The 19,723-nt window shown below is 64.9% G+C and carries 18 protein-coding genes; 1 reads left to right on the forward strand and 17 read right to left on the reverse strand.

Features of this window, described 5'->3' with window-relative positions; all coding sequences use genetic code 11:
• Positions 1-26: 26 nt before the first annotated feature.
• The 12 genes from ACU5AZ_RS05320 to ACU5AZ_RS05375 all read right to left on the reverse strand — a co-directional run bounded on the left by ACU5AZ_RS05320 (position 27) and on the right by ACU5AZ_RS05375 (position 14,435).
• The gene (locus ACU5AZ_RS05320) at positions 27-1,751 is read right to left on the reverse strand and encodes an alpha/beta hydrolase (protein ID WP_446824988.1); all 1,725 of its coding nucleotides are present in this window, start codon (positions 1,749-1,751) and stop codon (positions 27-29) included.
• 139 nt (positions 1,752-1,890) lie between these two features.
• The gene (locus ACU5AZ_RS05325; RefSeq protein ID WP_446824989.1) at positions 1,891-2,883 is read right to left on the reverse strand and encodes an ABC transporter ATP-binding protein; all 993 of its coding nucleotides are present in this window, start codon (positions 2,881-2,883) and stop codon (positions 1,891-1,893) included.
• Positions 2,880-3,905: an ABC transporter ATP-binding protein gene (locus ACU5AZ_RS05330; RefSeq protein ID WP_446824990.1), complete on the reverse strand. Its 1,026-nt coding sequence runs from the start codon at positions 3,903-3,905 to the stop codon at positions 2,880-2,882. The genes ACU5AZ_RS05325 and ACU5AZ_RS05330 overlap by 4 nt, the downstream gene beginning before the upstream one ends.
• Before the next feature lie 4 nt (positions 3,906-3,909).
• Positions 3,910-4,881: an ABC transporter permease gene (locus ACU5AZ_RS05335; protein ID WP_446824991.1), complete on the reverse strand. Its 972-nt coding sequence runs from the start codon at positions 4,879-4,881 to the stop codon at positions 3,910-3,912.
• A 10-nt stretch (positions 4,882-4,891) separates the two neighbouring features.
• The gene (locus ACU5AZ_RS05340; RefSeq protein ID WP_446824992.1) at positions 4,892-5,917 is read right to left on the reverse strand and encodes an ABC transporter permease; all 1,026 of its coding nucleotides are present in this window, start codon (positions 5,915-5,917) and stop codon (positions 4,892-4,894) included.
• A 185-nt stretch (positions 5,918-6,102) separates the two neighbouring features.
• The gene (locus ACU5AZ_RS05345) at positions 6,103-7,800 is read right to left on the reverse strand and encodes an ABC transporter substrate-binding protein (RefSeq protein ID WP_446824993.1); all 1,698 of its coding nucleotides are present in this window, start codon (positions 7,798-7,800) and stop codon (positions 6,103-6,105) included.
• Positions 7,801-7,868: 68 nt separating this feature from the next.
• Positions 7,869-8,762 (reverse strand): proline iminopeptidase-family hydrolase, encoded by an 894-nt coding sequence (locus ACU5AZ_RS05350; RefSeq protein WP_446824994.1) that lies wholly within the window; start codon positions 8,760-8,762, stop codon positions 7,869-7,871.
• 30 nt (positions 8,763-8,792) lie between these two features.
• Positions 8,793-9,383, reverse strand: a complete 591-nt coding sequence (locus tag ACU5AZ_RS05355; protein ID WP_446824995.1) for an ANTAR domain-containing response regulator — start codon at positions 9,381-9,383, stop codon at positions 8,793-8,795.
• Positions 9,380-10,567, reverse strand: coding sequence for a transporter substrate-binding domain-containing protein (locus ACU5AZ_RS05360; RefSeq protein WP_446824996.1), 1,188 nt, complete (start codon positions 10,565-10,567; stop codon positions 9,380-9,382). The genes ACU5AZ_RS05355 and ACU5AZ_RS05360 overlap by 4 nt, the downstream gene beginning before the upstream one ends.
• 213 nt (positions 10,568-10,780) lie before the next feature.
• Positions 10,781-11,950 carry an alanine racemase gene (locus ACU5AZ_RS05365; RefSeq protein WP_446824997.1) on the reverse strand — a complete coding sequence of 390 codons (1,170 nt, stop codon included), beginning with the start codon at positions 11,948-11,950 and terminating at the stop codon, positions 10,781-10,783.
• A complete protein-coding gene (locus ACU5AZ_RS05370) occupies positions 11,947-13,245 on the reverse strand; it encodes a D-arabinono-1,4-lactone oxidase (protein ID WP_446824998.1) in 1,299 nt (432 codons plus the stop codon). Before ACU5AZ_RS05370 ends, ACU5AZ_RS05365 begins: the two co-directional genes overlap by 4 nt.
• On the reverse strand, positions 13,242-14,435 hold the full coding sequence (locus tag ACU5AZ_RS05375) for an MFS transporter (RefSeq protein WP_446824999.1): 1,194 nt from the start codon (positions 14,433-14,435) through the stop codon (positions 13,242-13,244). The genes ACU5AZ_RS05370 and ACU5AZ_RS05375 overlap by 4 nt, the downstream gene beginning before the upstream one ends.
• Positions 14,436-14,567: 132 nt before the next feature.
• On the opposite strand from ACU5AZ_RS05375, the gene ACU5AZ_RS05380 reads away from it, so the two are divergent.
• On the forward strand, positions 14,568-15,206 hold the full coding sequence (locus ACU5AZ_RS05380) for a TetR family transcriptional regulator (RefSeq protein WP_446825000.1): 639 nt from the start codon (positions 14,568-14,570) through the stop codon (positions 15,204-15,206).
• Here the strand turns inward: ACU5AZ_RS05380 and ACU5AZ_RS05385 are convergent.
• From ACU5AZ_RS05385 to ACU5AZ_RS05405, 5 genes are all read right to left on the reverse strand, one after another.
• Entirely contained in the window at positions 15,203-15,541 is a 339-nt protein-coding gene (locus ACU5AZ_RS05385; protein ID WP_446825924.1) for a DUF2147 domain-containing protein, read from the reverse strand. The two genes, ACU5AZ_RS05380 and ACU5AZ_RS05385, sit on opposite strands and share 4 nt — an antisense overlap.
• A gap of 91 nt (positions 15,542-15,632) precedes the next feature.
• Positions 15,633-16,394 carry an SDR family NAD(P)-dependent oxidoreductase gene (locus ACU5AZ_RS05390; protein WP_446825001.1) on the reverse strand — a complete coding sequence of 254 codons (762 nt, stop codon included), beginning with the start codon at positions 16,392-16,394 and terminating at the stop codon, positions 15,633-15,635.
• A gap of 23 nt (positions 16,395-16,417) precedes the next feature.
• A complete protein-coding gene (locus tag ACU5AZ_RS05395; RefSeq protein WP_446825002.1) occupies positions 16,418-17,548 on the reverse strand; it encodes an NAD-dependent epimerase/dehydratase family protein in 1,131 nt (376 codons plus the stop codon).
• A gap of 64 nt (positions 17,549-17,612) precedes the next feature.
• Positions 17,613-18,260, reverse strand: a complete 648-nt coding sequence (locus ACU5AZ_RS05400; protein WP_446825003.1) for a class II aldolase/adducin family protein — start codon at positions 18,258-18,260, stop codon at positions 17,613-17,615.
• 8 nt (positions 18,261-18,268) lie between these two features.
• The gene (locus ACU5AZ_RS05405; RefSeq protein WP_446825004.1) at positions 18,269-19,723 is read right to left on the reverse strand and encodes an aspartate aminotransferase family protein; all 1,455 of its coding nucleotides are present in this window, start codon (positions 19,721-19,723) and stop codon (positions 18,269-18,271) included.

Below are 19,723 nucleotides of genomic sequence, written 5' to 3' on the forward strand. Positions count from 1 at the left end.
CGCGAATTTTTCGCAACTTTTGCGGGTCATGTCGAGACGGCGTCGGCAACGTCCGAAATCGCGTTCAAGATCGCCTTGCGGGCATGCGCGGCACTCATGGTGTGTTCGGCATCAGGCACGATGCGTACCTCGGCATTGTCACAATCCTGCGGGCGGCGACGTCCGAAATAGCGCGCCAGTTCGTCCAGGCCGCCGTCGTTTTCGGCATAGACCAGGACGGTGCGCACGCCACGCGACCGAAGGGCTTTGGTCTGCTCCCTCACGATGCGATAGAGGCCCGTGCCCAACAGACGCTGGAGGCATGCTCTCATCTGGGTGCAAAGCACGCGTCGCGCCTTGGCGGCAACGGCGCCCAGCGCCAGGCGACCGGACATCACGTCCTTCACCAGATCCAGGGACAGGGCCCGGCGGCGATAGACGCTGATCGACGATGTGCCTTGTGCAAGGACCTCTTCGACCGTTTCATCGACTCCGATCGCCAGGCGCGGCGTGTTGACGGCGACCAGGCCGCGGACGCGAGCATCCCGTATCGCCGCCTGCAGCGCGGCATATCCGCCGCTGCAGCTCCCCGAGAGGACGACCGGTCCGAGGTTCAGTCGCTCGGCGCAGGCGACCGCGTCGACGACATCCATGATGGGCTTTTGATTGTAGAAGATCGGCGCATCCGTTCGAGCGCTGTCGCCGATGCCGCGGATGTCGATGCGCAGGGTCGACACCCCGCGCCCGGCCAGATTTCGCGCAAACTCCACATGCATGCGCGACCAGCCGACGTGATAGTTGTCGCCCGAGTTCAACAGGACGACAATGGCGCGGGACGGCACAGCCTGGGGTCTGCAGACAACACCGAAAAGCCTCTCTTCGGGACCGAATACGACCGGCTCTTCCAGGAATCCGTGCCCCTTCAGCTGCCGCACGGCCGATCGCGCCCCTGCTCTTGCGAGTTCCGGCGCCCTGCCGGGGATGGAGCCGCTTGGGACCAAGGCGGTCAGCCATGCCTGCAGATGCCGGAAGGCAGCAATCGGTGTGACCGAAGACCGGTTATGGGCGAAGAAGCTCTCGTAGCCTTCATAGTCAGCCCGTGTGACATCGAAGCCGGCGGCCACCAGCCGCTCCGGCCATTCGGTCGCCGCCCGCGTTCCCTCCCGCGACATCGCGAGAACGGGCAGCGCGGGACGCTGCGTGCCGTCGTCGATCCTGAGGGCCGCAATTTCAGCGGCAAACGTGCGGGCGATGCGAAAGCCGGCAACCTCGATGACCGTTTCGTCCGATACCGGAGAAATGCCCAGAAACGAGCTCATCATCTTGCCCATGAGGTCAAGCTCGCGCAGGCCCGCCTTGCCCTCGTTCTGCGGGGCCATCATCACCACCGCCTCTGCGGAAAGGCGTTCGGCCAGATGCGGCGCAAGGAGCCCGCCCATGCCGTGACCGAGGACAACCAGCTTCTTGATGCCGTGCAGGCCCCTGAGATAGTCGGCAGCGCCCGCGGCGGCATTCGTCCAGCGATCGAGCGACATGTCGCGACCGGTATCGCCCAGACTGTCGCCGACGCCCGGCCAGTCGAAACGCAGGCAGCAGTAGCCGGCCCCGGCGAGCATCACGGCCAGTTCCGCCCATCCGCGCCGGATGGTGAACTCCTCGAATCCCCAGGCAGGCATCATCAGCACGGCCGTGCTGCCGCCACCATCGTGGATAAATCCCGTGCAGTCACCGATGACCAACGGCACGCCGAATTCGCGACTTTGGCCGCTCACCTTGACATTCATGTTCACGCTTCAAACCCGAAGATGCAGATCGTTGGCCGCATTTTGAGGTTGAAGTCCGAACATTCCGTTTACGTGCAGCCTGCCCCCGGGCCGGGACACCCTCTCCCGGTTCGGCCCCTGCCGACCGTTACGAGACCGCCAGGGGATAGTGACAGGCGACGCGGCGGTTGCCGTCGATCGCGGAGAGAACCGGCCGTTCCTGACGGCACTTGTCCGTCGCATAGGGACAGCGCGGCGAGAACTTGCAGCCCTTCGGCGGATCGAGCGGGCTCGGGATTTCGCCCGTCAGGATGATGCGCTGGCGCTTGCCGCGGTTCTTCGGCTGCGGGATCGCCGAGATCAGCGCCTGGGTATAAGGATGGCGCGGCGCGGCAAACAGCGCGTCGGCATCCGCCAGTTCGACGATCGAGCCCAGATACATCACCGCCACCCGGGTCGAGACATGGCGCACGACGGCGAGGTCGTGGGCGATGAAGACATAGGTGAGGTTCAGCCGTTCGCGCAATTCACTGAAAAGATTGACGATCTGCGCCTGCACCGAGACGTCGAGCGCGGAGACCGGTTCGTCGGCGACAATCAGCTTCGGTTCGACGGCCAGCGCGCGGGCAATACCGATGCGCTGGCGCTGGCCGCCGGAAAACTCGTGCGGGTAGCGGTCGAGATATTCGCGGCGCAGGCCGACGAGGTCCATCAGTTCGGCAAGCCTTGCCTCGATCTCGCCCGGTGGCCTGAGCTTGTGGATCGCCAGCACCTCGCCGATGATGTCGCGCACGCGGCGGCGTGGATTGAGCGAGGCGGACGGATCCTGGAAGATCATCTGCATCTTGCGCCGCGCCGGTTTCAGCTCCCCCTCGCCGGCCCTGGTGATGTCCGCGCCATCGAAGGTCAGCGTGCCGGAGGTGATGTCGTAGAGCCTCGTGAGGCAGCGGCCGAGCGTCGATTTGCCGCTGCCGGATTCGCCGACCAGTCCCAGCGTCTCGCCCGGATAGACGTCGAGCGAGATGTCCTCGACCGCATAGAGCGTCCGGCCGGAGCCCGGCATGACCGTCTTGCCGACGGTGAAGTGCTTGGTCAGCGACCGCGTGGAGAGCAACGGCGCTTTTTCGGCATGCAGGGTCATGCGGGTTCCTCGAGGGACAGGATGGAGGCGCGCAGCGCTTCGCGTTCGGGCGACTGCAGGACGCAGAGCGCGGACTGCTGGCCGGAGGTCTGCAGCGGCGGCCGGTCGGCGCATTCCGGCCGGGCGAAACGACAGCGCGGCTCGAAGCCGCAGCCCGGCGGAATGTTCTCCGGCGTCGGCGGCATGCCGGGGATCGCCGGCAGCTTGTCCATGCGCGCGCCTGTCAGCGGCGGAATGGAGGCGAGCAGGCCCCAGGTGTAGGGATGCATCGGGTTGGAGAACACCTCCTCCGTCGTGCCGCGCTCGATGATGCGGCCGGCATACATGACGTGCACCCGGTCGGCGACTTCGGCAACGACGCCCATGTCGTGGGTGATCAGAATGATCGCCGAGCCGAAATCCTTGCGCAGCTTCAGGAGAAGGTCGAGCACCTGCGCCTGAACGGTGACGTCGAGCGCTGTGGTCGGCTCGTCGGCGACCAGAAGCTTGGGATTGCAGGAAAGCGCCATGGCGATGACGGCGCGCTGGCGCATGCCGCCGGAAAGCTGGTGGGGATAGCGGTCGACGGCTTCCGCAGGATTGGCCAGACCAACCTCGCCGAGCAGTTCGATCGCCCGCAGCCGCGCGGCGCGCTTCGATATGGTCTCATGGGCGCGGATCTGTTCGGCGATCTGCCAGCCAATCGTGTAGACCGGGGTCAGCGCCGTCATCGGATCCTGCGAGATGAGGCCGATCTCCTTGCCGCGCACCCGGCGCATTTCCCGTTCGCTCATTTCCAGGATGCGCTTGCCGCGGAAGGAAACGGCGCCGTCGACGAAGGTCGTGCGCGGATCGTGCAGGCCGAGAAGCGACAGCAGCGTCACCGACTTGCCGGAGCCGGATTCGCCGACGATCGAGAGGATCTCGCCTTCCCTGACCTTGAAGGAGACGTCCTGGATGGCGCGGGCGCGGCCGCGATCGGTGGCAAACGAGACCGAGAGGCCCTGTACGTCGAGAAGCACCGGATTGTCCTTGTTCGTCATGGTGTCAGGCTCCCCTCACCCGCGGATCGATGAGGACATAGACCATGTCCACGATCGCATTGGCGACGACCACGAAGAACGAGGCGTACATGACGGTCGCGAGAATCATCGGCAGGTCGAGGTTGAGCAGCGCCTGGTAGGTCAGCCGGCCGATGCCGTTCAGGCCGAAGACGACCTCCGTCAGCAGCGCCGCGCCGCCGACCAGCACGCCGAAGTCGAGGCCGAACATGGTGACGAAGGGGATGAGCGAGGTGCGCAGGGCATGGCGGAGCATGACGCGCATCGGTCCGAGGCCCTTGGCCCGCGCCGTGCGGATGAAATCCTCCTGATAGGCCTCGACCAGATTGGCGCGCAGCACGCGGCCGTAGATGCCGATGTAAAGCGCGGCGAGCGTGAACCACGGAATGACGAGCGTCTTGAACCAGCCCCAGGGGTCGGTGGAGAACGGCTTGTAGCCGAGGCCCGGCACCCAGGAGAACAGCCAGGTGTCGTGGAAGCGGCTCTGCGAGACGAGGTTCATCATCTCGCCGAACCAGAAGACCGGCATGGAGACGCCGATCAGCGCCAGCACCATCAGTCCCCGGTCGATGAAGGTGCCGCGCGTCATGGCGGCGATGACGCCGACCGTTATGCCGCCGACCACCCACAAGACCGCTGCGCCGAAGACCAGCGACAGCGTGATGGGTGCGGCCGACAGCACCTGCGGGACGACCTTCAAGCCGCGATTGACGAAGGAGGTCAGGTCCTGGGTAACGAACAGGCGCTTCATCATGATGGCGTACTGGACCGGCAGCGGCCGGTCGAAACCGAAGTCCTTGCGGATCGCCTCGACGGTTTCCTGCGCGGCATTGCGGCCGGCGATGCGGGCGGCCGGATCGGCGCCCGGCGTGGCGAAGAAGATGAGGAAGACCAGCGCCGAGATGCCGAACATCACGAAGATCATCTGCAGGAGGCGCTGGAGGAGAGCAATGGCCATGGTGATCTCCTCAGCCGATCTTGGTCTTGGGGTCGAGCGCGTCGCGCACGCTGTCGCCAAGGACGTTGAGGGCCAGCACGGTCAGGACGATGGCGAGGCCGGGCGCAAGCGCCACGACCGGGCGACTGTAGAGCAGCGTCTGGCCGTCCTGGATGATGGTGCCCCAGCTCGCATCCGGCGCCTGCACGCCGATCGACAGGAAGGAGAGCGCGGATTCGGTAACGATGTTGAGAGCCATCATCAAGGGAATATAGACGATAAGCGTCGTCGTGACGTTCGGCAGGATGTCCTTGAAAAGGATGCGCCAGCGCGGAATGCCGAGGCCCCTGGCCGCGAGCACGAATTCGCTGCCCTTCAGCGTCAGCACGCGCCCGCGGATCGGCCGGGCGATATAGGGCACGTAGATGATGCCGATGATGCCGATCGGCAAAAGCAGGCTGCCGGAAGTGATTTCAATCGGCCCGATGGAGATCCCTTGCGAGATCAGGACGATGGAAAGCGAGATCGCCAGCAGGTAGACCGGGAAGGCCCAGAGAATGTCCAGGATGCGCGACAGGACCATGTCCGTCACGCCGCCGAAAAAGCCCGCCGAGATGCCGACCAGCGCGGCGAGCACAAGACAGATGGCAGTGGCGGAACCGGCGATCAGCAGCGAATTGCGGCCGCCGTAAAGCAGCCGGGCGGCGACGTCGCGGCCTTGAGCATCCGCGCCCAGAAGATACTGCGCCCGCCATGTCGGGCCGATCGGCGTGACGCCGAGCCCAAGCCCTTCCGTTGAGGCCTGCATGATCTTCGTGCGCTTGCCGTCGATCATGATCTTGCCGCTCAAGTTGGAGCGGAATGGATCGGTGCCGGAAACGTGGCTCGCATAAAGGGGGGCTGCGAGGCTCGAGAGGATGATGACGAGCAGGATGAGGGCGGCGGCGATGGCCGAGCGGTCGGACTTGAGGATGCGCCAGGCCCTTTGCCAGGGGCTTTGGCCGCCCCTTTTGACGGCTGCGCCCGCGGGTCCGCCTTCTTCCATATCGTCAGTCATGACTGATGCTTGCGACACTGTATCTTCCTTGAAGGGCCGGCTGTTCTAAGGACCGGTCCGAAGCCGGACTGGCCCGCTCGCAAATCGGGATGAGACTTGCGAGATTGACCTGTCATCCGGCCCGGAGGCCTTCTTCGCGGTCAAAAGAGGGGAAACGCCCGAAGACCGGGCGTTTCCCGTTTCAATTACTTCACCCAGGACTGGCTGATCACCCAGCGGAACTGGTTGGAGAAGATGAAGTTGCCGACGCGGGCCGAGGTGAAGTCGACGTTCTTCGGCGTGAACAGCGGCGCCAGCGGAGCCTGTTCCATGAAGGCGGTATCGATCTTCGCCCATTCGGCATTGGCGCCGTCCGGATCGGTGATCGACTGGGCCATGGCGGCCTTCATCTTGGCATCCAGATCCTTGTTGCAGTAGCCGGCGATGTTGATCGAGGAATCGCTGCCGGGCGTAAACGATGCGCAGGACAGGAGCACATTCAGGAAGTTCGAAGCGGCCGGATAGTCCATGTACCACTGCGAAACGCTGATCTGCACCTTGTTCTCGGTGTTCTGGATGTAGGTGAACTGGATGTTCGGCGAGATCGCCTTGACCGTCGCGTCGTAGCCGAGTTCGGACAGAACGCTCTGGATGTAGGTGCCGATGGCGCGCGAGGTGGCGTTGTCCTCGGCGATCACGGTGACCTTCTGGCCGGCCGTGCCGGATTCCTTGACCAGTTCCTTGGCCTTCTCCATGTCGGGTGCCGACCATTCCGGACCCGGGTCCTGCGTGTAGAGGCAATTGTCGACATGGCCGGGGAAGTCCGGCGGCAGGATCTGGCAGACCGGCTGGGCGAGCACGTCGCCGCCGAACAGGCCGACCAGCGCGTCGCGGTCGATCGCATAGTTGACGGCCTGGCGGACGCGGACGTCATCGAACGGCGCCAGGTTGGTGTTCATCGGCGCGTACCAGAAGGCGGCCAGCGGATTGACGTGGACCTGGCTCGCATACTTGGTGCCGAGCTCCGGCAGACGGTCGGCCGGCGGGGTGTCGAACATCCAGTCGACCTGGCCGTTCTGGATGGCGTTGATCGCGGCTTCCTCGGTCATGCCGAAGCGGTAGACGATCTCGTCCGGATAGCCGTCCGGCTGGGCGTCGACGCTCCATTCCTTGAATTCCGGATTGCGCTTGAGCACCATCTTGTCGTTCGGATCGTAGCTGGCGATCATGTAGGCGCCGGTGCCGGCCGGCGCTTCGGTGCCGAGATCCTTGGCAGCTGTGTCGGCCGGCAGGATGGTCGCATGCGGGACGGCGAGCTTGTCGAAGAATTCCGAATCCGGCTCGACCAGATGGAAGGTCACTGTGCCGGTCGCGTCATCGCCCTCGATGCCGCCTTCGAGGGTGCAGGTCGCGCCCTCCTTCAGGCATTTGTCGGCACCGACGATGTTGTTGTAGAAGCTGCCGGAGGTCGGGCCGTTGATCTTGAAGATGCGCTGGAACGAGGCGACCACGTCGGAGGCAGTGACTTCCTTGCCGTTCGAAAACTTGATGCCCTTGCGCAGCTTGAAGACGTAGGTCTTGCCGCCGTCCTGGGGCTCGGGCAGCGCCTCGGCGAGATCCGGTACGATCTCGAAGCCTTCCTTGCGGTCGGCCTGCTTGAACTTCAGGAGACCGTCATAGGTCATCTGGAAAACCTGCCAGAACTGCGCCGTGTAGTTGATCATCGGATCGACGGTGCCGGCAGCGGAGACGGCCGACAGCGTCATGGTGCCGCCGCGATGCTCCTGCATCAGCTGGGCGCGGTCTTCGGCGCGGGCGCCGGAGTAGAGCGCGGTCTGCGCGAGGAGAGCGACGGCGACGAGGCCCGCCCCTTTCAGTGAAGTCCATTTTCTGTCGTGCATCATGTTCCCTGTTCCTTGTCGTTCGTGAGCTTCTCGGTTGAAACGTCGCGGCGCCTTGTCGGCGCTCGTGATTATGCTGCCTTCTCGTCGAGGAACGCCCCGACGACGGCCATGCAGGCCTCCCGTTCTTCCACATGCGGCATGTGGCTGGACTGTTCGAAAATGGTCCAGCGCACGTCCGGAATCTCGTCGGCATAGGGCTGGACGCAGGCTTCCGTCGCCTCGTCGAAGCGGCCGGAAATCAGCAGCACCGGCACGTTGATGGTGCCAAGCCGTCCGACGATGGACCAGTCCTTCATGGTGCCAATGACGTGGAATTCGTTCGGGCCGTTCATCGTGTGGTAGACGGTCGGGTCCTGGTCGATCGCATCGAAGGTGCGCTTGACCTCGGGCGGCATCGGCACGACGCGGCAGACATGGCGCTCGTTGAAGACGTCGGTCGCCGCCTTGTATTCCGCGGTGTCGGTGGTTTCAGCCTGTTCGTGCTTCAGAAGCGCTGCCTGAACGTCGGCCGGAAGCTCCTCGCGCAGGCGATTGGCCTCCGAAATCCAGGTTTTCATCGCGGCGGGCGAATTGGCGATCACCAGCGCCTTGAGACCGGCCGGCTGGTCGACGGAGAATTCGGCGCCCAGCATGCCGCCCCAGGACTGGCCGAGCAGGCAGTAGCCGTCGCGGATGCCGAGGTGATCGATGAGGTTGTGCAGTTCCTTCTTGAAGAATTCTACGGTCCAGAAGTCGCCGCCCTTTTCCGGCAGGTGCGTGGACTTGCCGTTGCCGACCTGGTCGTAGTGGACGACCGCACGGCCGGTCGCGGCGATATCCTTGAAGCTGTCGACATAGTCGTGCGTGCAGCCGGGCCCGCCATGGGCGACGATCAGCGGCGGCTTGCCGGATTTCAGGTCTCCCGTGACCCGGTACCAGGTCTTATATTCTCCGTAGGGCGCATAACCTTCAACGACTGACACGAACGATGTCTCCTGTGCTTTTTATGTTTCTCAGGCGCCCGTGCGGGTGCGCCCGTCATTGTTGCAGATGGCTTCCGCCGCTTCCTCGACGGTGATGCGCCAGGTCATGGCGAAGGCGCGCAGGCGCTTCATGGCGCTGGCTTCGTCCTCGCCGCATTCCTGCATCAGCTTGACGACGGCGCGCACGACCACGGGGCGCTGGCGCAGCCGGCCTTCCAGCGACCGGATATCGTCTTCCTGGGCGCGGGCATTTTCATAGGCATGGGCGGCAATCAGCAGGGCACTGTAGGCGCCGGTCGAGCCGATCGGCTTCAAGAGATGGGCATTCGAGCCCTGCGACAGTGCCCATTCGATCCGCCCCGGCGCTTCCGAGCCGATGAGCGCGATGACCGGCATCGGCGCATGGCCGGCGGGCCAGGGAAACTGTCCGTCATGGCCCATGTCGGCATCGAAGAACACGACATCCGCCTCGATATCCGTCTCCAGCAATTGCGGCCAGACGACCCGGACATGGATGTGCAGGGCTTCAAGCTGGCGCTGCAGCGCATCGACGGCCGGATGCGGGCGGTGGAGAATGACGGCGTGCCAGCCGGCGAGCGTGGGTCTCTTGCGCTGGTTCATTTGACCACCGTGAGAGACGGCCTGGGGCTGTCGCCCGGCGCTTCGCTGCGGACCATCAGCGGCGGAAACTGCACGTCGGCGCAGACCAGATAGGGATCGGCCGGCACCGCCTCCGGAGCGCTTTCGAGGATCTCGAATTCGCAGCCGCCGTTCGACCTGCCGAGAAGCGGGCGCAGGGCAGCGTGATGGGTCTTCGGATCGATCTTCAGCGGGCCGAGCGGCGTCGAAAACAGCCGCGACGTCACCATTTCGCGGATCGCGCGCGGGTCGTCGGTCGCCGCATCGGCAATCGTCTGGGCAAGGATGGAGACGGCCATGTAGGCGGACACATAGGGCGAGCCCATGGTGCGGACGCCGTGACGGCCGGCCATGCGCGCCTTGAAGTCGCGGTTTTCAGGCGTGTCCAGTCCATCGAAGTAGATCGACGTGGTGATATGGCCCTCGGCGGCCTCGCCAAGCCCGGCGAGATCGCTTTCCGTCATGTTGCAGGAAAGCACGGGGCGGACGGAATGGGAGAATTGCGGGTCCTGGCGACCGAGCGCGCTGTAGGCCTTGATGAAGGCATTCGACGACTGGCCGACGAGATTGCTGAGGATGAAATCCGGCTTCTTCTCGCGGATCTCGGCGATCAGATGCTCGACTTCCGCCGAACCGAGCGGCACGTAGCGTTCGGCGAGCACCTCGCCGCCGGCGGCCTCGGTGAATTCGCGGGCGATGCGGCCGATTTCCCAGCCCCAGATATAGTTCGAGCCGATCACGAAGGGCCGGCCGCCATAGCGCGGGAAGGCATATTCGAAGAGCGGCAGCAGGTGCTGGTTCGGGCAGGCGCCGAGATAGATGACCTGGTCGCTCGCCTCGTAACCCTCATAGGGAAAGGCGTACCAGAGCAGCGCGCCGTGGCGTTCGACGACCGGCAGCACTTCCTTGCGGCTCCAGGAGGTGATGGTACCGATGACATGGCTGCAGTTGGCATTGCGGATCGCGCCATCGGCAAGCGACGCGTATTTCTCGGCACTGCCGCGCGGGTCGGCGATGACCGGTTCCAGCCGGAAGGCAAAGCCGGCATCCGCATTGACTTCCGCGATCGCCGCAAGCGCGCCGTCGATGGCTTCCTGCCCCAACGCCGCGTAAGGCCCCGACGAGGAGTAGAGAAGACAGACGGGGATCAGGTCACGCGTGCTCAAGCGGCTTACTTTCACAAGAAGGACAAAAACAGCAGGCCCAGAAACGACAAAAGCCCCGACACGTTCCTGGGGAACGTAAATCGAGGCTCGCTTGCCGTGGCGTCCAGTGCCTATGTTGGCCACGACGATATGATCAGATTAAATTTCGGTCAATATGGATTTTTGCTTATTTTTAATACAACCATGACGCGGACCCGCGCTCGTCCGGTGCACTCAACCCGGCGGCAGGACCGGCCACATCGCCTCGATCCGTCCACCGGAAAGTACGGCCAGCGGACCGAACTGCTGCATGACCGCCTCGCTCTGCGTCGGGCGGAAGAAGGTGAAGTCGTCGGGCGCGAGGGGGCAGTCGTCCGGCAGCGCCATGAGCTGCTGATTGGAGGAAAGCCCCCAGATACCACTTTCCTTCATGCCGGCCGGATGGACCGGCTTCGCCATCCATTTGCCGCCATAGAGAAAGCAGCCCTTTCTCGGAAACAGCCGAAGGGCCTGCAGCAGGCGAGTGACCGCGAGCGGCCCCGGCAACCGGGTGTCCAGAACCTTCAGCGCCGGCGTGGCGATGAACAGCGCGGGCTTGAGGGCGGCAAGCGAGGGAATGTCGAAATCCGTCGGCTTGACGAAGGCCGAGCCGACGGAGATCTCGTTGGCCGCGCCCGCGTCCCCGAGCGCCAGCACGGTCTTGCTGCCGCCGGTGTTGAGGATGCCGCGGCAGTCCGGCGGCAGGGCGGCGGCGAAGGCGGCGATGCGGTCGGCAACTTTGCGTGCCTCGCCGGCTGGCCCGCCGAACAGACCCGGAATTTCCGGAACATGCGCCTCATATGCCATCAGGCCTTCGAGCTTGAGACCACCCTGCCCCGCAACCCTTTGCGCCGCGAGCCGGATCGCGTCGGGCGTCGCGAACCCACCCCGGTGCATGCCGGTATCGACTTCTAGCGCGATGCGGAAGGTCATTCTGCGCTCGGCCGCCAGCCACGCAAAGGCATCGAGCCGCTCGACAGTATCTACGAGGAATACGCTGCGGGCGACCAGCCTTTCGGCCTCGTCCGCGCCGGCCTGCGACAGCAGCGACGTCAGCGCATCCGCCGGCAGCGGCTTGCCGTAGAGAATGTCCGCGTCCGGAAAAGCTTCCAGCACAGCCAGGGACACCGGCAGATGGAAGCTCATGATCCGCGTCGTGCCGGTCCTGGCCATCAGATGGGACAGCAGCGGGATCGACGGCAGCGACTTGTCGACCAGCCGGAGCGGCAGCCCCCGAGGCTTGCCGCGCAGCAGCGCGTCGATATTCCCGTTCAGCCGGTCGCGGTCGAGAACCAGCGTCGGGCGGAAAATGCCCGCCTCGCGGAGGGCGGTGCCAAGGCGCTCGAAATACGCGGCGTCCGTCATCGTCCGACGCCGAGAAGGCGGGCGATGTAGGGCGAGACGAAGCGGTTGTCCGGATCGATGTCGCGGCGAACCTCCATCGCATCCTTGAAGCGCGGATAGATCGCGGCGAGGTCGGCGGCGGTCAGATTGTGCATCTTCCCCCAATGCGGCCGGCCGCCATATTTGCGGAAGACGGTCTCCGCCGCGCGGAAGAACGCCGTCGGGCTCTCGCCGACATCGTGATGCACGGCAATCGAGCAGGTCTTGCGACGATAGAACGGGCTCAGCCAGAACTCGTCGGCCTGAACGGTCCTGACCTCGATCGGGAAATAGACCTCCGGGAACTGCTTTTCGGTCAGGCGGATGATCTCGGCGAGCGCCCTTGCCCCTTCCTCGAAGGGGAGATGATACTCCATCTCGTTGAACTTGGTCTTCCGGTCGGTCACGTAGACCTTCATCCATTCGCCGGAAAATTCCTCGTCGGAGAGCTTCGCCATGGCCGAGCCGATCAGCTTGCGCCTCAGCCACGGCACACGCTTGAGGAAGGTGCGCAGCAGCTTCAGCGTCGCCAGACCGTCCTCGTCTTCCTCCGAGACCTGGAATTCGCCAGGCTTGTCAGTGAGGTTCAGCATCTGGTGCAGCGCATGGCTGGCGAAGGGGATGATGAAAAGCTCGGCCGAGCGGTGGGACGACATCAGGCTTTCGAAATCCCGCAGCATGTCGCCGACGGGAATGACCGTGCGGCGGCGGCGCAGGCGGTAGGCCGGCACGTTCTGCAGCGTGACTGCCGTCAGCGCACCGAAGACGCCGAGCGTCACGCCGGTCGCGTGGATCATCTCCTGGTCACGGTCGGCGGTGTATTCGCGCAACGCCCCGCGGCCGTCGGCAAAGCGGATCGAGCGCAGCAGCGTGTGATAGGCACCAAGCGACAGACCGGAACCATGGGTGGCGGTGCCGAGCGCGCCGGCGATCGCCTGCTTGTCGATATCGCCCATGTTGGGAAGCGCCTGGCCGATGCCGGCCAGGAGGCCGGTCAGCTGCGACAGTTTCGTGCCGGCGCCGACCGTTGCCGTCGACTGCGCGGCGTCGTGCGCCAGCAGGCCGGAAAAGGCCGACATGTCGAGGATCGTTCCCTCGCTGGCAACCAGCGGCGTGAAGGAATGACCGGAGCCGATGATCCTGAGCGGACCCGGAGCCGCTTGAATGGATGCGCCGAGATCGTCTTCGTTCCGCGGCGCCTCGACCGATTGCGGGCGGGCCGTCACGGCGCCGGACCAGTTGTTCCAGATGCGTGCTGCCGGGGTCTGCGCCATCATCGCGCCTTCCAGGTCTGCGCGGTTGCGGGACGGTCGCCCATGACGGAGAGAACGACTGCGGCCACCGACAGGAGCGCGCAGACGGCGGCAAACCAGGCGACCGGTGTCGAAGCGCCGGCATCGGCGAAGACCGAAGCGCCGGCCGGCCCGAGCGCCGCCCCCGTCAGCTGCGCCGCCGGGACGAGAAGCGCGGTCTGCCGCGTCTCATCCGCATCGATGGTCAGGCGGATCTGGAAGGGAACGACGAACAGCCAGATGAGGCCGGTCAGCATTGTCACCAGCCAGAAGATGCCGAGCGACGGCTTCTCCGCGATGACCATGGCGACGGCGAAACCGATGAGGCTGGCGGCGACCAGCACGGGCCGGAACCGCAGGCGGTTCTCGATGAAGGTCGCGGCCAGCGCGCCGACGATCTGCGCGCCGAGGCTTGCCGACACCATAAGGCCGACGACGGACGCCGGAATGCCGGCATCGGCGCCCAGCGGCTCGAGAAAGGCCCAGATCGAGCCGAGGAACATGTAGAAGAACAGGATGCTGGCGAGCGCCAGCAGCGGCCGGGCACGAAACACCCCGCTGGCGCCCCCACTTTCCGACTTCGGCAGTTCGCCATAGGCGCCCGGCAGGAACAGGGCCGCGGCGATCGACGCGAGCGAGACGACGGCCAGCGTTTCGAAGCCGCCGAAGGAGCCGAGGCGCGGTACGATGACAAGCGCCAGCGGGATCGCCAGAAGCGCCTGCACGATCGTCTGCAGCGAGACGAAATAGCCGCCGAAGCGTCCGGCATTCCTGGAGCGGGCGATCAGTTCAACCGCGAAGGCGACGAGCGCGCCTTGGGCGAGGCCGGCAAGCCCGCGCCAGAGGATGATCATCGCCGGCGTCATGGCGGCAGCGGTCAGATGGTCGAAGAGTGCTGCGAGCGCGAGGATAACCGCCGCCTTCACGCGAAGCGCGCGGCCGCCGATCAGGAAGGCCGTCATGATCGAGCCGAGGCCGATCGCCAGCATTTCAACCGTCGCGGCAAGCGCCAGCTGATCGAAGCTGACGCGCTGCTCCTCGAGGAGCGCGCCGAGCAGGATCGGCTGCAGACCGAGAATGAGCAGGCCGCAGGTGCCGACCCAAAGTGCCGCAAATTGCGCGGGACGGCCGGGATTGCCCACCAGCCAGTTCCTGTTACCGGTTTCTATCACCATTGCTTTACGTTCCCCTGTTACCGGCTGCCGGGTTGTTTTCTTGTAGGCATTCCGGTTAAAGCTGACACAGTGTCAGTTTTTAAGCTGATATCGACAAACCGGGTTTGTCAACTCGGAAAAATGGAGGCCGAAGTGGCGAAGGGGCAGAAGACGTTGCGGCGACAGCCACGGCAGGAACGCAGCCGCGAGCGCGTCGAGGACGTGCTCAAAGGCGCCATGACGCTGATCGGCGAAAAGGGCATCGCTGCGACCACCATGCGCGACATCGCGGCGGCAAGCGGCATGCCGCTCGCCACGGTCTACCATTACTTCCCCAACAAGACGGCCGTCATCGCCCTCCTCTACCAGCATTATTCCGAAGCGACCCGCAACCGGATCATGGTTGCGCTTGAGACCGTCGAGAGCGCCGCCGACATTCCGATCGCCGCCGAGGCGATCATCGATTTCTATTACGCCCGGGTGCGCAGCGATCCGGCGATCCAGGACCTCCTCAACGCCATCCAGGCCGACAAGGCACTGAAGAACGCCGACATCGAGGAGACCCGCAACCAGTCCGCCCTGTTCAGCGACGCCACCGACCGGCTGATCGCCGACCATCACCGGCAGGACTACCGCCGCTCCGTCTACCTCCTGTTCCAGCTGGCCGGAGCGACCGTCCGCCTGGCGCTCAGCGAAGGTGATGCCGGCGGGGCGCAGGTCGTCGCCGACTACTACCGCCTGATCCGCGGCCAGATGCGGCAGTTTGACCTCGCAGAAACCGACGCGACCTAGAGCCTGTTCCAGGTCACAGACTTGCAGAAGATCTTCAGCGCGCAGCCCTTGAGCTTCAGCGTATCGCCGCTGACGGTCGCAAAGCCGCTATAGGTCTTGTCGTCCTCCGGATCGGTGATCTGCCCCGAATAGTCGGTGCCGGCACCCGACAGCCTGCCGATCTGCTTTCCGGCGAACTTGCCGTTGGTCATCTTCAGGCAAAAGCCACCGCCGCAGGGCTTGATGGCGATGACCTCGGTCGGTCCATCCTTCCAGTTGCCCTCGATCGGTTCGGCAGCGGCCGCGCCGGTCGCCAGGACGGCGACGAAGCCGATCGCCGCAATCGACAGTTTCATGATCATGTTTTCGTTCCCCTTTTTTGTTTGTCGCTCCGCTTCGGCCGGCACGCGACCTTCCCGGGAGCAGAGCGTCCCGGATCTTCATCTGCTAGGGCATGGATTTCGCCAGCAGCCAGTTGACGAGCGGCTTCGGCAGGATGCGGGCGAGCCGGATCAGCCAGCGCATGACGAAGGGAAAGAGATAGTCCGGCTTTTCCTTGCGCAGGGCGTGGAGGATATGATCCACGGCTTTTTCCTCGCTGATTTCGAGCGGCGCCGGCATGCCGTCGCCCTTGGTGCTCTCGGTGGCGACGAAGCCCGGGTAGACGGTGACGAAGCGGATGCCGTGCGGCGCGAACTCGATGCGGCAGGTATCGATGAGCAGCCGGGCCGCACCCTTCGCCGCAGAATACGGCCCCTGCAGCGGTATGCCGAGAAACCCGGCCAGCGAATTGGTATGCGCGACCAGTCCGGCTTTCTGCTTCTTCATCTGCGCCAGTGCGGGAAACAGGTAGTTGACGACGACATCGTAGTTCAGGCGCATGCAGGCATTGACCTCACCCGCACTCATGCGCGTCATGTCGAGCGCCGGCGCGCCGCCGGCATTCAGGTAGATCATGTCGAGGCGGCCGAAGCGCTCGACGACGGCGCGCACGACCTCGCCGGCCGCTGCCTCATCCGTGGCATCGGCGGCAAGCGCCACGCAGACCCCGCCGGCCGCACTGATTTCGCCGGCGAGCGCGTCGAGGAGCGGCTGGCGCCTGGCAGTGACTACGACCTTGGCGCCCTCGCCGGCGAGACGCCTGGCCAGCACCCGGCCCATGCCGGTCGATGCGCCGACGATCAGCACGATCTTGTCCTTGAAACTCATGCGGTGCCCTCTCCGGCTTCGTTTCAGCGGCCCGAGCGCTGCTCTGCCCAGCTCCGGTAGTGATCCCGCATCGTCTCGGCGAAGGGCCGGTAGACGATGCCGAGCTCGGATCGGCTGCGGCGGTTGTCGAGCGCGAAGCGGATGCCGAGATGATTGGTCATGTATTGCTGGGTCAGGCCGAAGAGCGGACCGATCGCCCTGACGACGATATTGGGGATCTGCCAGGAGGGCAGCACCCAGGCCCGGGGGTGAAACTTGCGGGCGACGGCGGCGATCTCGATGAAGGTGCGGGTGTGATCCTCGGAGACGATGTAGCGGCCTTTGGCATCGGGATTGTCGGCGGCGCGGATATGGGCAAGTGCCACATCCCGCACGTCCACGCAGGCGAGGCTGAGATCTGGCATGCCGTAGAAGAAGTAGCCCTTGAACATCTCGTCCAGGAGGAAGAGCGAGCCGGATTCGGATGCCGGCGTGAGCGACGGTCCAAGGATCATGCCGGGATTGATGGTGACGAGGCTCCAGCGGTCCTGCGCGGCGTTCAGCGCCCAGGCCTCCTTTTCGGCGACCACCTTGGAATAGTGATAGGGATTGTTGCTCACATTCGACGAGGTGTTGAAATACTCCTCCGCCACCGTGCGGTTCTTCATGGCGTAAACATCGATATAGTCGCCGAAGATCGCGCCGATGGTCGACGTCATGACGACACGCCGGACGCTTTGCGTCCTCTCGACGCTCGCCAGCACGTTGCGCGTGCCATTGAGGGCCGGCTCGACCATTTCCGTCTGGCCATCCTTGATCTTTTCCGGAAGCTTGAAGGGCGATGCGACATGGAAGACGACGCCGCAGCCGGCCATCGGCGCGTCGAAGGAAAAGGGCTTGAGGAGATCGGCCTCGAAAAGCGTCAGCTTGCCTGGAAACTCGGCCTGCATATCCAGCAGAGGGCGGGCCTTCGCCGTATTGGCGAGACTACGGACGGTGGCGTGCACCGTTCGCCCGCTCTCCAGCAACTGGCGGATGATGTGGCTTGCGACAAAGCCGCTGCCACCCGTGACGAGAACCGCTTCACCCACCGAGAACTCCTTCATCTGGTTGTCACAAGCATCAAAGCGCGGCACGCGCACGGTGGGAATATCCCCTTCCGTCTCTGGCCTCATGCGTCCGTCAAATGGCCGCAAATGACCCGAAAACCGGCGCCGGTGCGCTCAACACCGCCAGCCGTCAGTACCCGGCCCGGGGAACCGCGCGTTCGCCGCGCAGGTGATGCACCCTCGCCTCCTTTTCGTCCTGGCGCAGCTTTCCATTGGCGATGAAGCGGACGATCCAAGGAATGCGCCGGATGCGCTCGCCGGTGGAGATGGCAAGGAGGTAGGCCTTGGCGCATTTTTCCAGGAGTTCGGTGTTCATCACCACGCGATCCAGTGTCATGCCGAAGCACAGCACCTGGCGGTCGAGCATGAAGGCATTGGCGCCGCCGGACAGCATCACGGCCAGCGCCTTGCCCTCCGGCAGGCCGGAGATCCGCCTGACCTCGAGGCCGAGATGACGGATCTGCTCGTCGAAGACGGCCGGCAGGCCGCGATCGCGGGTGGCGAGCGCGCTGGCCCAGGACGGTTGCCCGGCCAGCACCGCTCCGACATCCGGGCGTGCCGCGAAGATGCGGTGATGCTGCGTGTCCGGCGCTGCCGAGAGGCTCGACCAGACGACGTCTTCGGGGACGTCCTGCCTGGACCGCAGCGTGACGGCGGCCACGGACTGGCGCTCGGGGATGCGCTGCGCCAGCGTGTCGCCGGGCATCATCAGCCCCTTGCCGGCGAGCTTGGCGGCCGCGTGGCAGAGCTTGTGTTCAATGTCGGCGTGGCTTTCCATGAACCACCTCACGCCAGCTTGAAGACGGTTTCGAACCGATCGAGCGCATCGTCGATCACCTCGTCCGTATCGGCCATGGAAGTGTAGATGCGGCTGCCGGCAAGCGTCAGCAGGCCGTGCGCCATGTAGGCGGCGCCCATCTCCTCCATCACGTGCTTGCGCTTGTTGGCCTCCTTCATCAGCTTGATCGGATTGCGCATGCTCATCAGCAGCACGGCCGAGGTCTGCAGGTGGACGATGGAGCCGAGATTGTAGACCACGTAAGGCAGGCCGAGCCGGTCGATGATCCCCTTCAGCCCCTTGGCCAGCCGGTCGCCGGCGCGGCCGGCCAGAACCGGCGCATTGGTGCGGGCCATCTCCTCGATGGCATAGTAGCCGGCGACGCAGGACAGCGGATTGGCGGTCAGCGTGCCACCGACGAAGGCGCGCTTGGCGGTCGTGCCGATGCCGCCGACGAGCGACATCATCACGTCCTTGCGCCCGCCGATGCCGCCGGCCATCGGGAAGCCGCCGGTGATCGCCTTGCCGAAGACGGTGATGTCCGGCTTGACGTTGAAATAGCCCTGGGCTCCGCCCATGCCGACGCGGAAGCCGGTGACGACCTCATCGAAGATCAGCAGCGCGCCGAACTCATCGCAGAGCTTGCGGACCTCGCGGTTGTATTCCGGCGTGACTGGACGCGTGCCGCTTTCCGGGCCGAGCGGCTCGACGATGACGGCGGCGGTACCGCCACGGATGCGGTTCAGCATCAGCTTGCGGCGCAGCGTGCCGAGTTCGTTGGGGAAGACTTCCTGCGTGTAGGCGGTCGCGCCCTTCGGAATGCCGATCGCCTCGCGGCGGCCGGTGCCGGGCACGCGCATGCCGTAGACCATCTGGTCGGACCAGCCGTGATAATCGCCACCGACCTTGATGACCCACTTGCGGCCGGTATGGGCGCGGGCGAGACGGATCGCGCCCATGCAGGCTTCGGTGCCGGAACCGAGCATGCGGAACATCTCGACGTTCGGCATATAGCGGTTGATGATCTCGGCGAGCTTGATCTCGTATTCGTGCAGCAGGCCGGTGACGGGGCCGCATTCGTCGATGATCCTGTGCGCCTTTTCGCGCACGGCCTGGTCGTTGGAGCCGAGAATGGTCGGGCCGCCGGCCTGCAGGAAGTCGGTGTAGCGATTGCCGTCAACGTCCCACATGTAGGGACCGTCGACGCGGGCGGCGGCGATCGGGAACGGATAGTTGAAGGCGAGATTGTGCTGGACGCCGCCGGGGATGACGCGGCTTGCGCGCTCCGCAAGCGCCTTGGAGCCCTTGCACTTCTCTTCGAAGTAGCTCAGCACCTTCGGCATGTTCTCCGGTCGGATGCCGCGTGGCGGCAGCTTCAGGAGCGCATTCAGCCGGCCCATGAGCTCAGCATTGTCCGGCCAGGCGCTGATCGAATAGTCCGACTGCTGGATCTTGGCGTTCAT

The organism is Rhizobium sp. PAMB 3182, from assembly GCF_052908355.1.

What these genes read in the sequence shown, in the direction of transcription:
- ACU5AZ_RS05325 (WP_446824989.1), bottom strand. Translation starts at nt 2,883, where the DNA reads ATGACCCTGCATGCCGAAAAAGCGCCGTTGCTCTCCACGCGGTCGCTG.
- ACU5AZ_RS05330 (WP_446824990.1), bottom strand. Translation starts at nt 3,905, where the DNA reads ATGACGAACAAGGACAATCCGGTGCTTCTCGACGTACAGGGCCTCTCG.
- ACU5AZ_RS05335 (WP_446824991.1), bottom strand. Translation starts at nt 4,881, where the DNA reads ATGGCCATTGCTCTCCTCCAGCGCCTCCTGCAGATGATCTTCGTGATG.
- ACU5AZ_RS05340 (WP_446824992.1), bottom strand. Translation starts at nt 5,917, where the DNA reads ATGACTGACGATATGGAAGAAGGCGGACCCGCGGGCGCAGCCGTCAAA.
- ACU5AZ_RS05345 (WP_446824993.1), bottom strand. Translation starts at nt 7,800, where the DNA reads ATGATGCACGACAGAAAATGGACTTCACTGAAAGGGGCGGGCCTCGTC.
- ACU5AZ_RS05355 (WP_446824995.1), bottom strand. Translation starts at nt 9,383, where the DNA reads ATGAACCAGCGCAAGAGACCCACGCTCGCCGGCTGGCACGCCGTCATT.
- ACU5AZ_RS05365 (WP_446824997.1), bottom strand. Translation starts at nt 11,950, where the DNA reads ATGACGGACGCCGCGTATTTCGAGCGCCTTGGCACCGCCCTCCGCGAG.
- ACU5AZ_RS05370 (WP_446824998.1), bottom strand. Translation starts at nt 13,245, where the DNA reads ATGATGGCGCAGACCCCGGCAGCACGCATCTGGAACAACTGGTCCGGC.
- ACU5AZ_RS05375 (WP_446824999.1), bottom strand. Translation starts at nt 14,435, where the DNA reads ATGGTGATAGAAACCGGTAACAGGAACTGGCTGGTGGGCAATCCCGGC.
- ACU5AZ_RS05385 (WP_446825924.1), bottom strand. Translation starts at nt 15,541, where the DNA reads ATGAAACTGTCGATTGCGGCGATCGGCTTCGTCGCCGTCCTGGCGACC.
- ACU5AZ_RS05390 (WP_446825001.1), bottom strand. Translation starts at nt 16,394, where the DNA reads ATGAGTTTCAAGGACAAGATCGTGCTGATCGTCGGCGCATCGACCGGC.
- ACU5AZ_RS05395 (WP_446825002.1), bottom strand. Translation starts at nt 17,548, where the DNA reads ATGAGGCCAGAGACGGAAGGGGATATTCCCACCGTGCGCGTGCCGCGC.
- ACU5AZ_RS05400 (WP_446825003.1), bottom strand. Translation starts at nt 18,260, where the DNA reads ATGGAAAGCCACGCCGACATTGAACACAAGCTCTGCCACGCGGCCGCC.
- ACU5AZ_RS05405 (WP_446825004.1), bottom strand. Translation starts at nt 19,723, where the DNA reads ATGAACGCCAAGATCCAGCAGTCGGACTATTCGATCAGCGCCTGGCCG.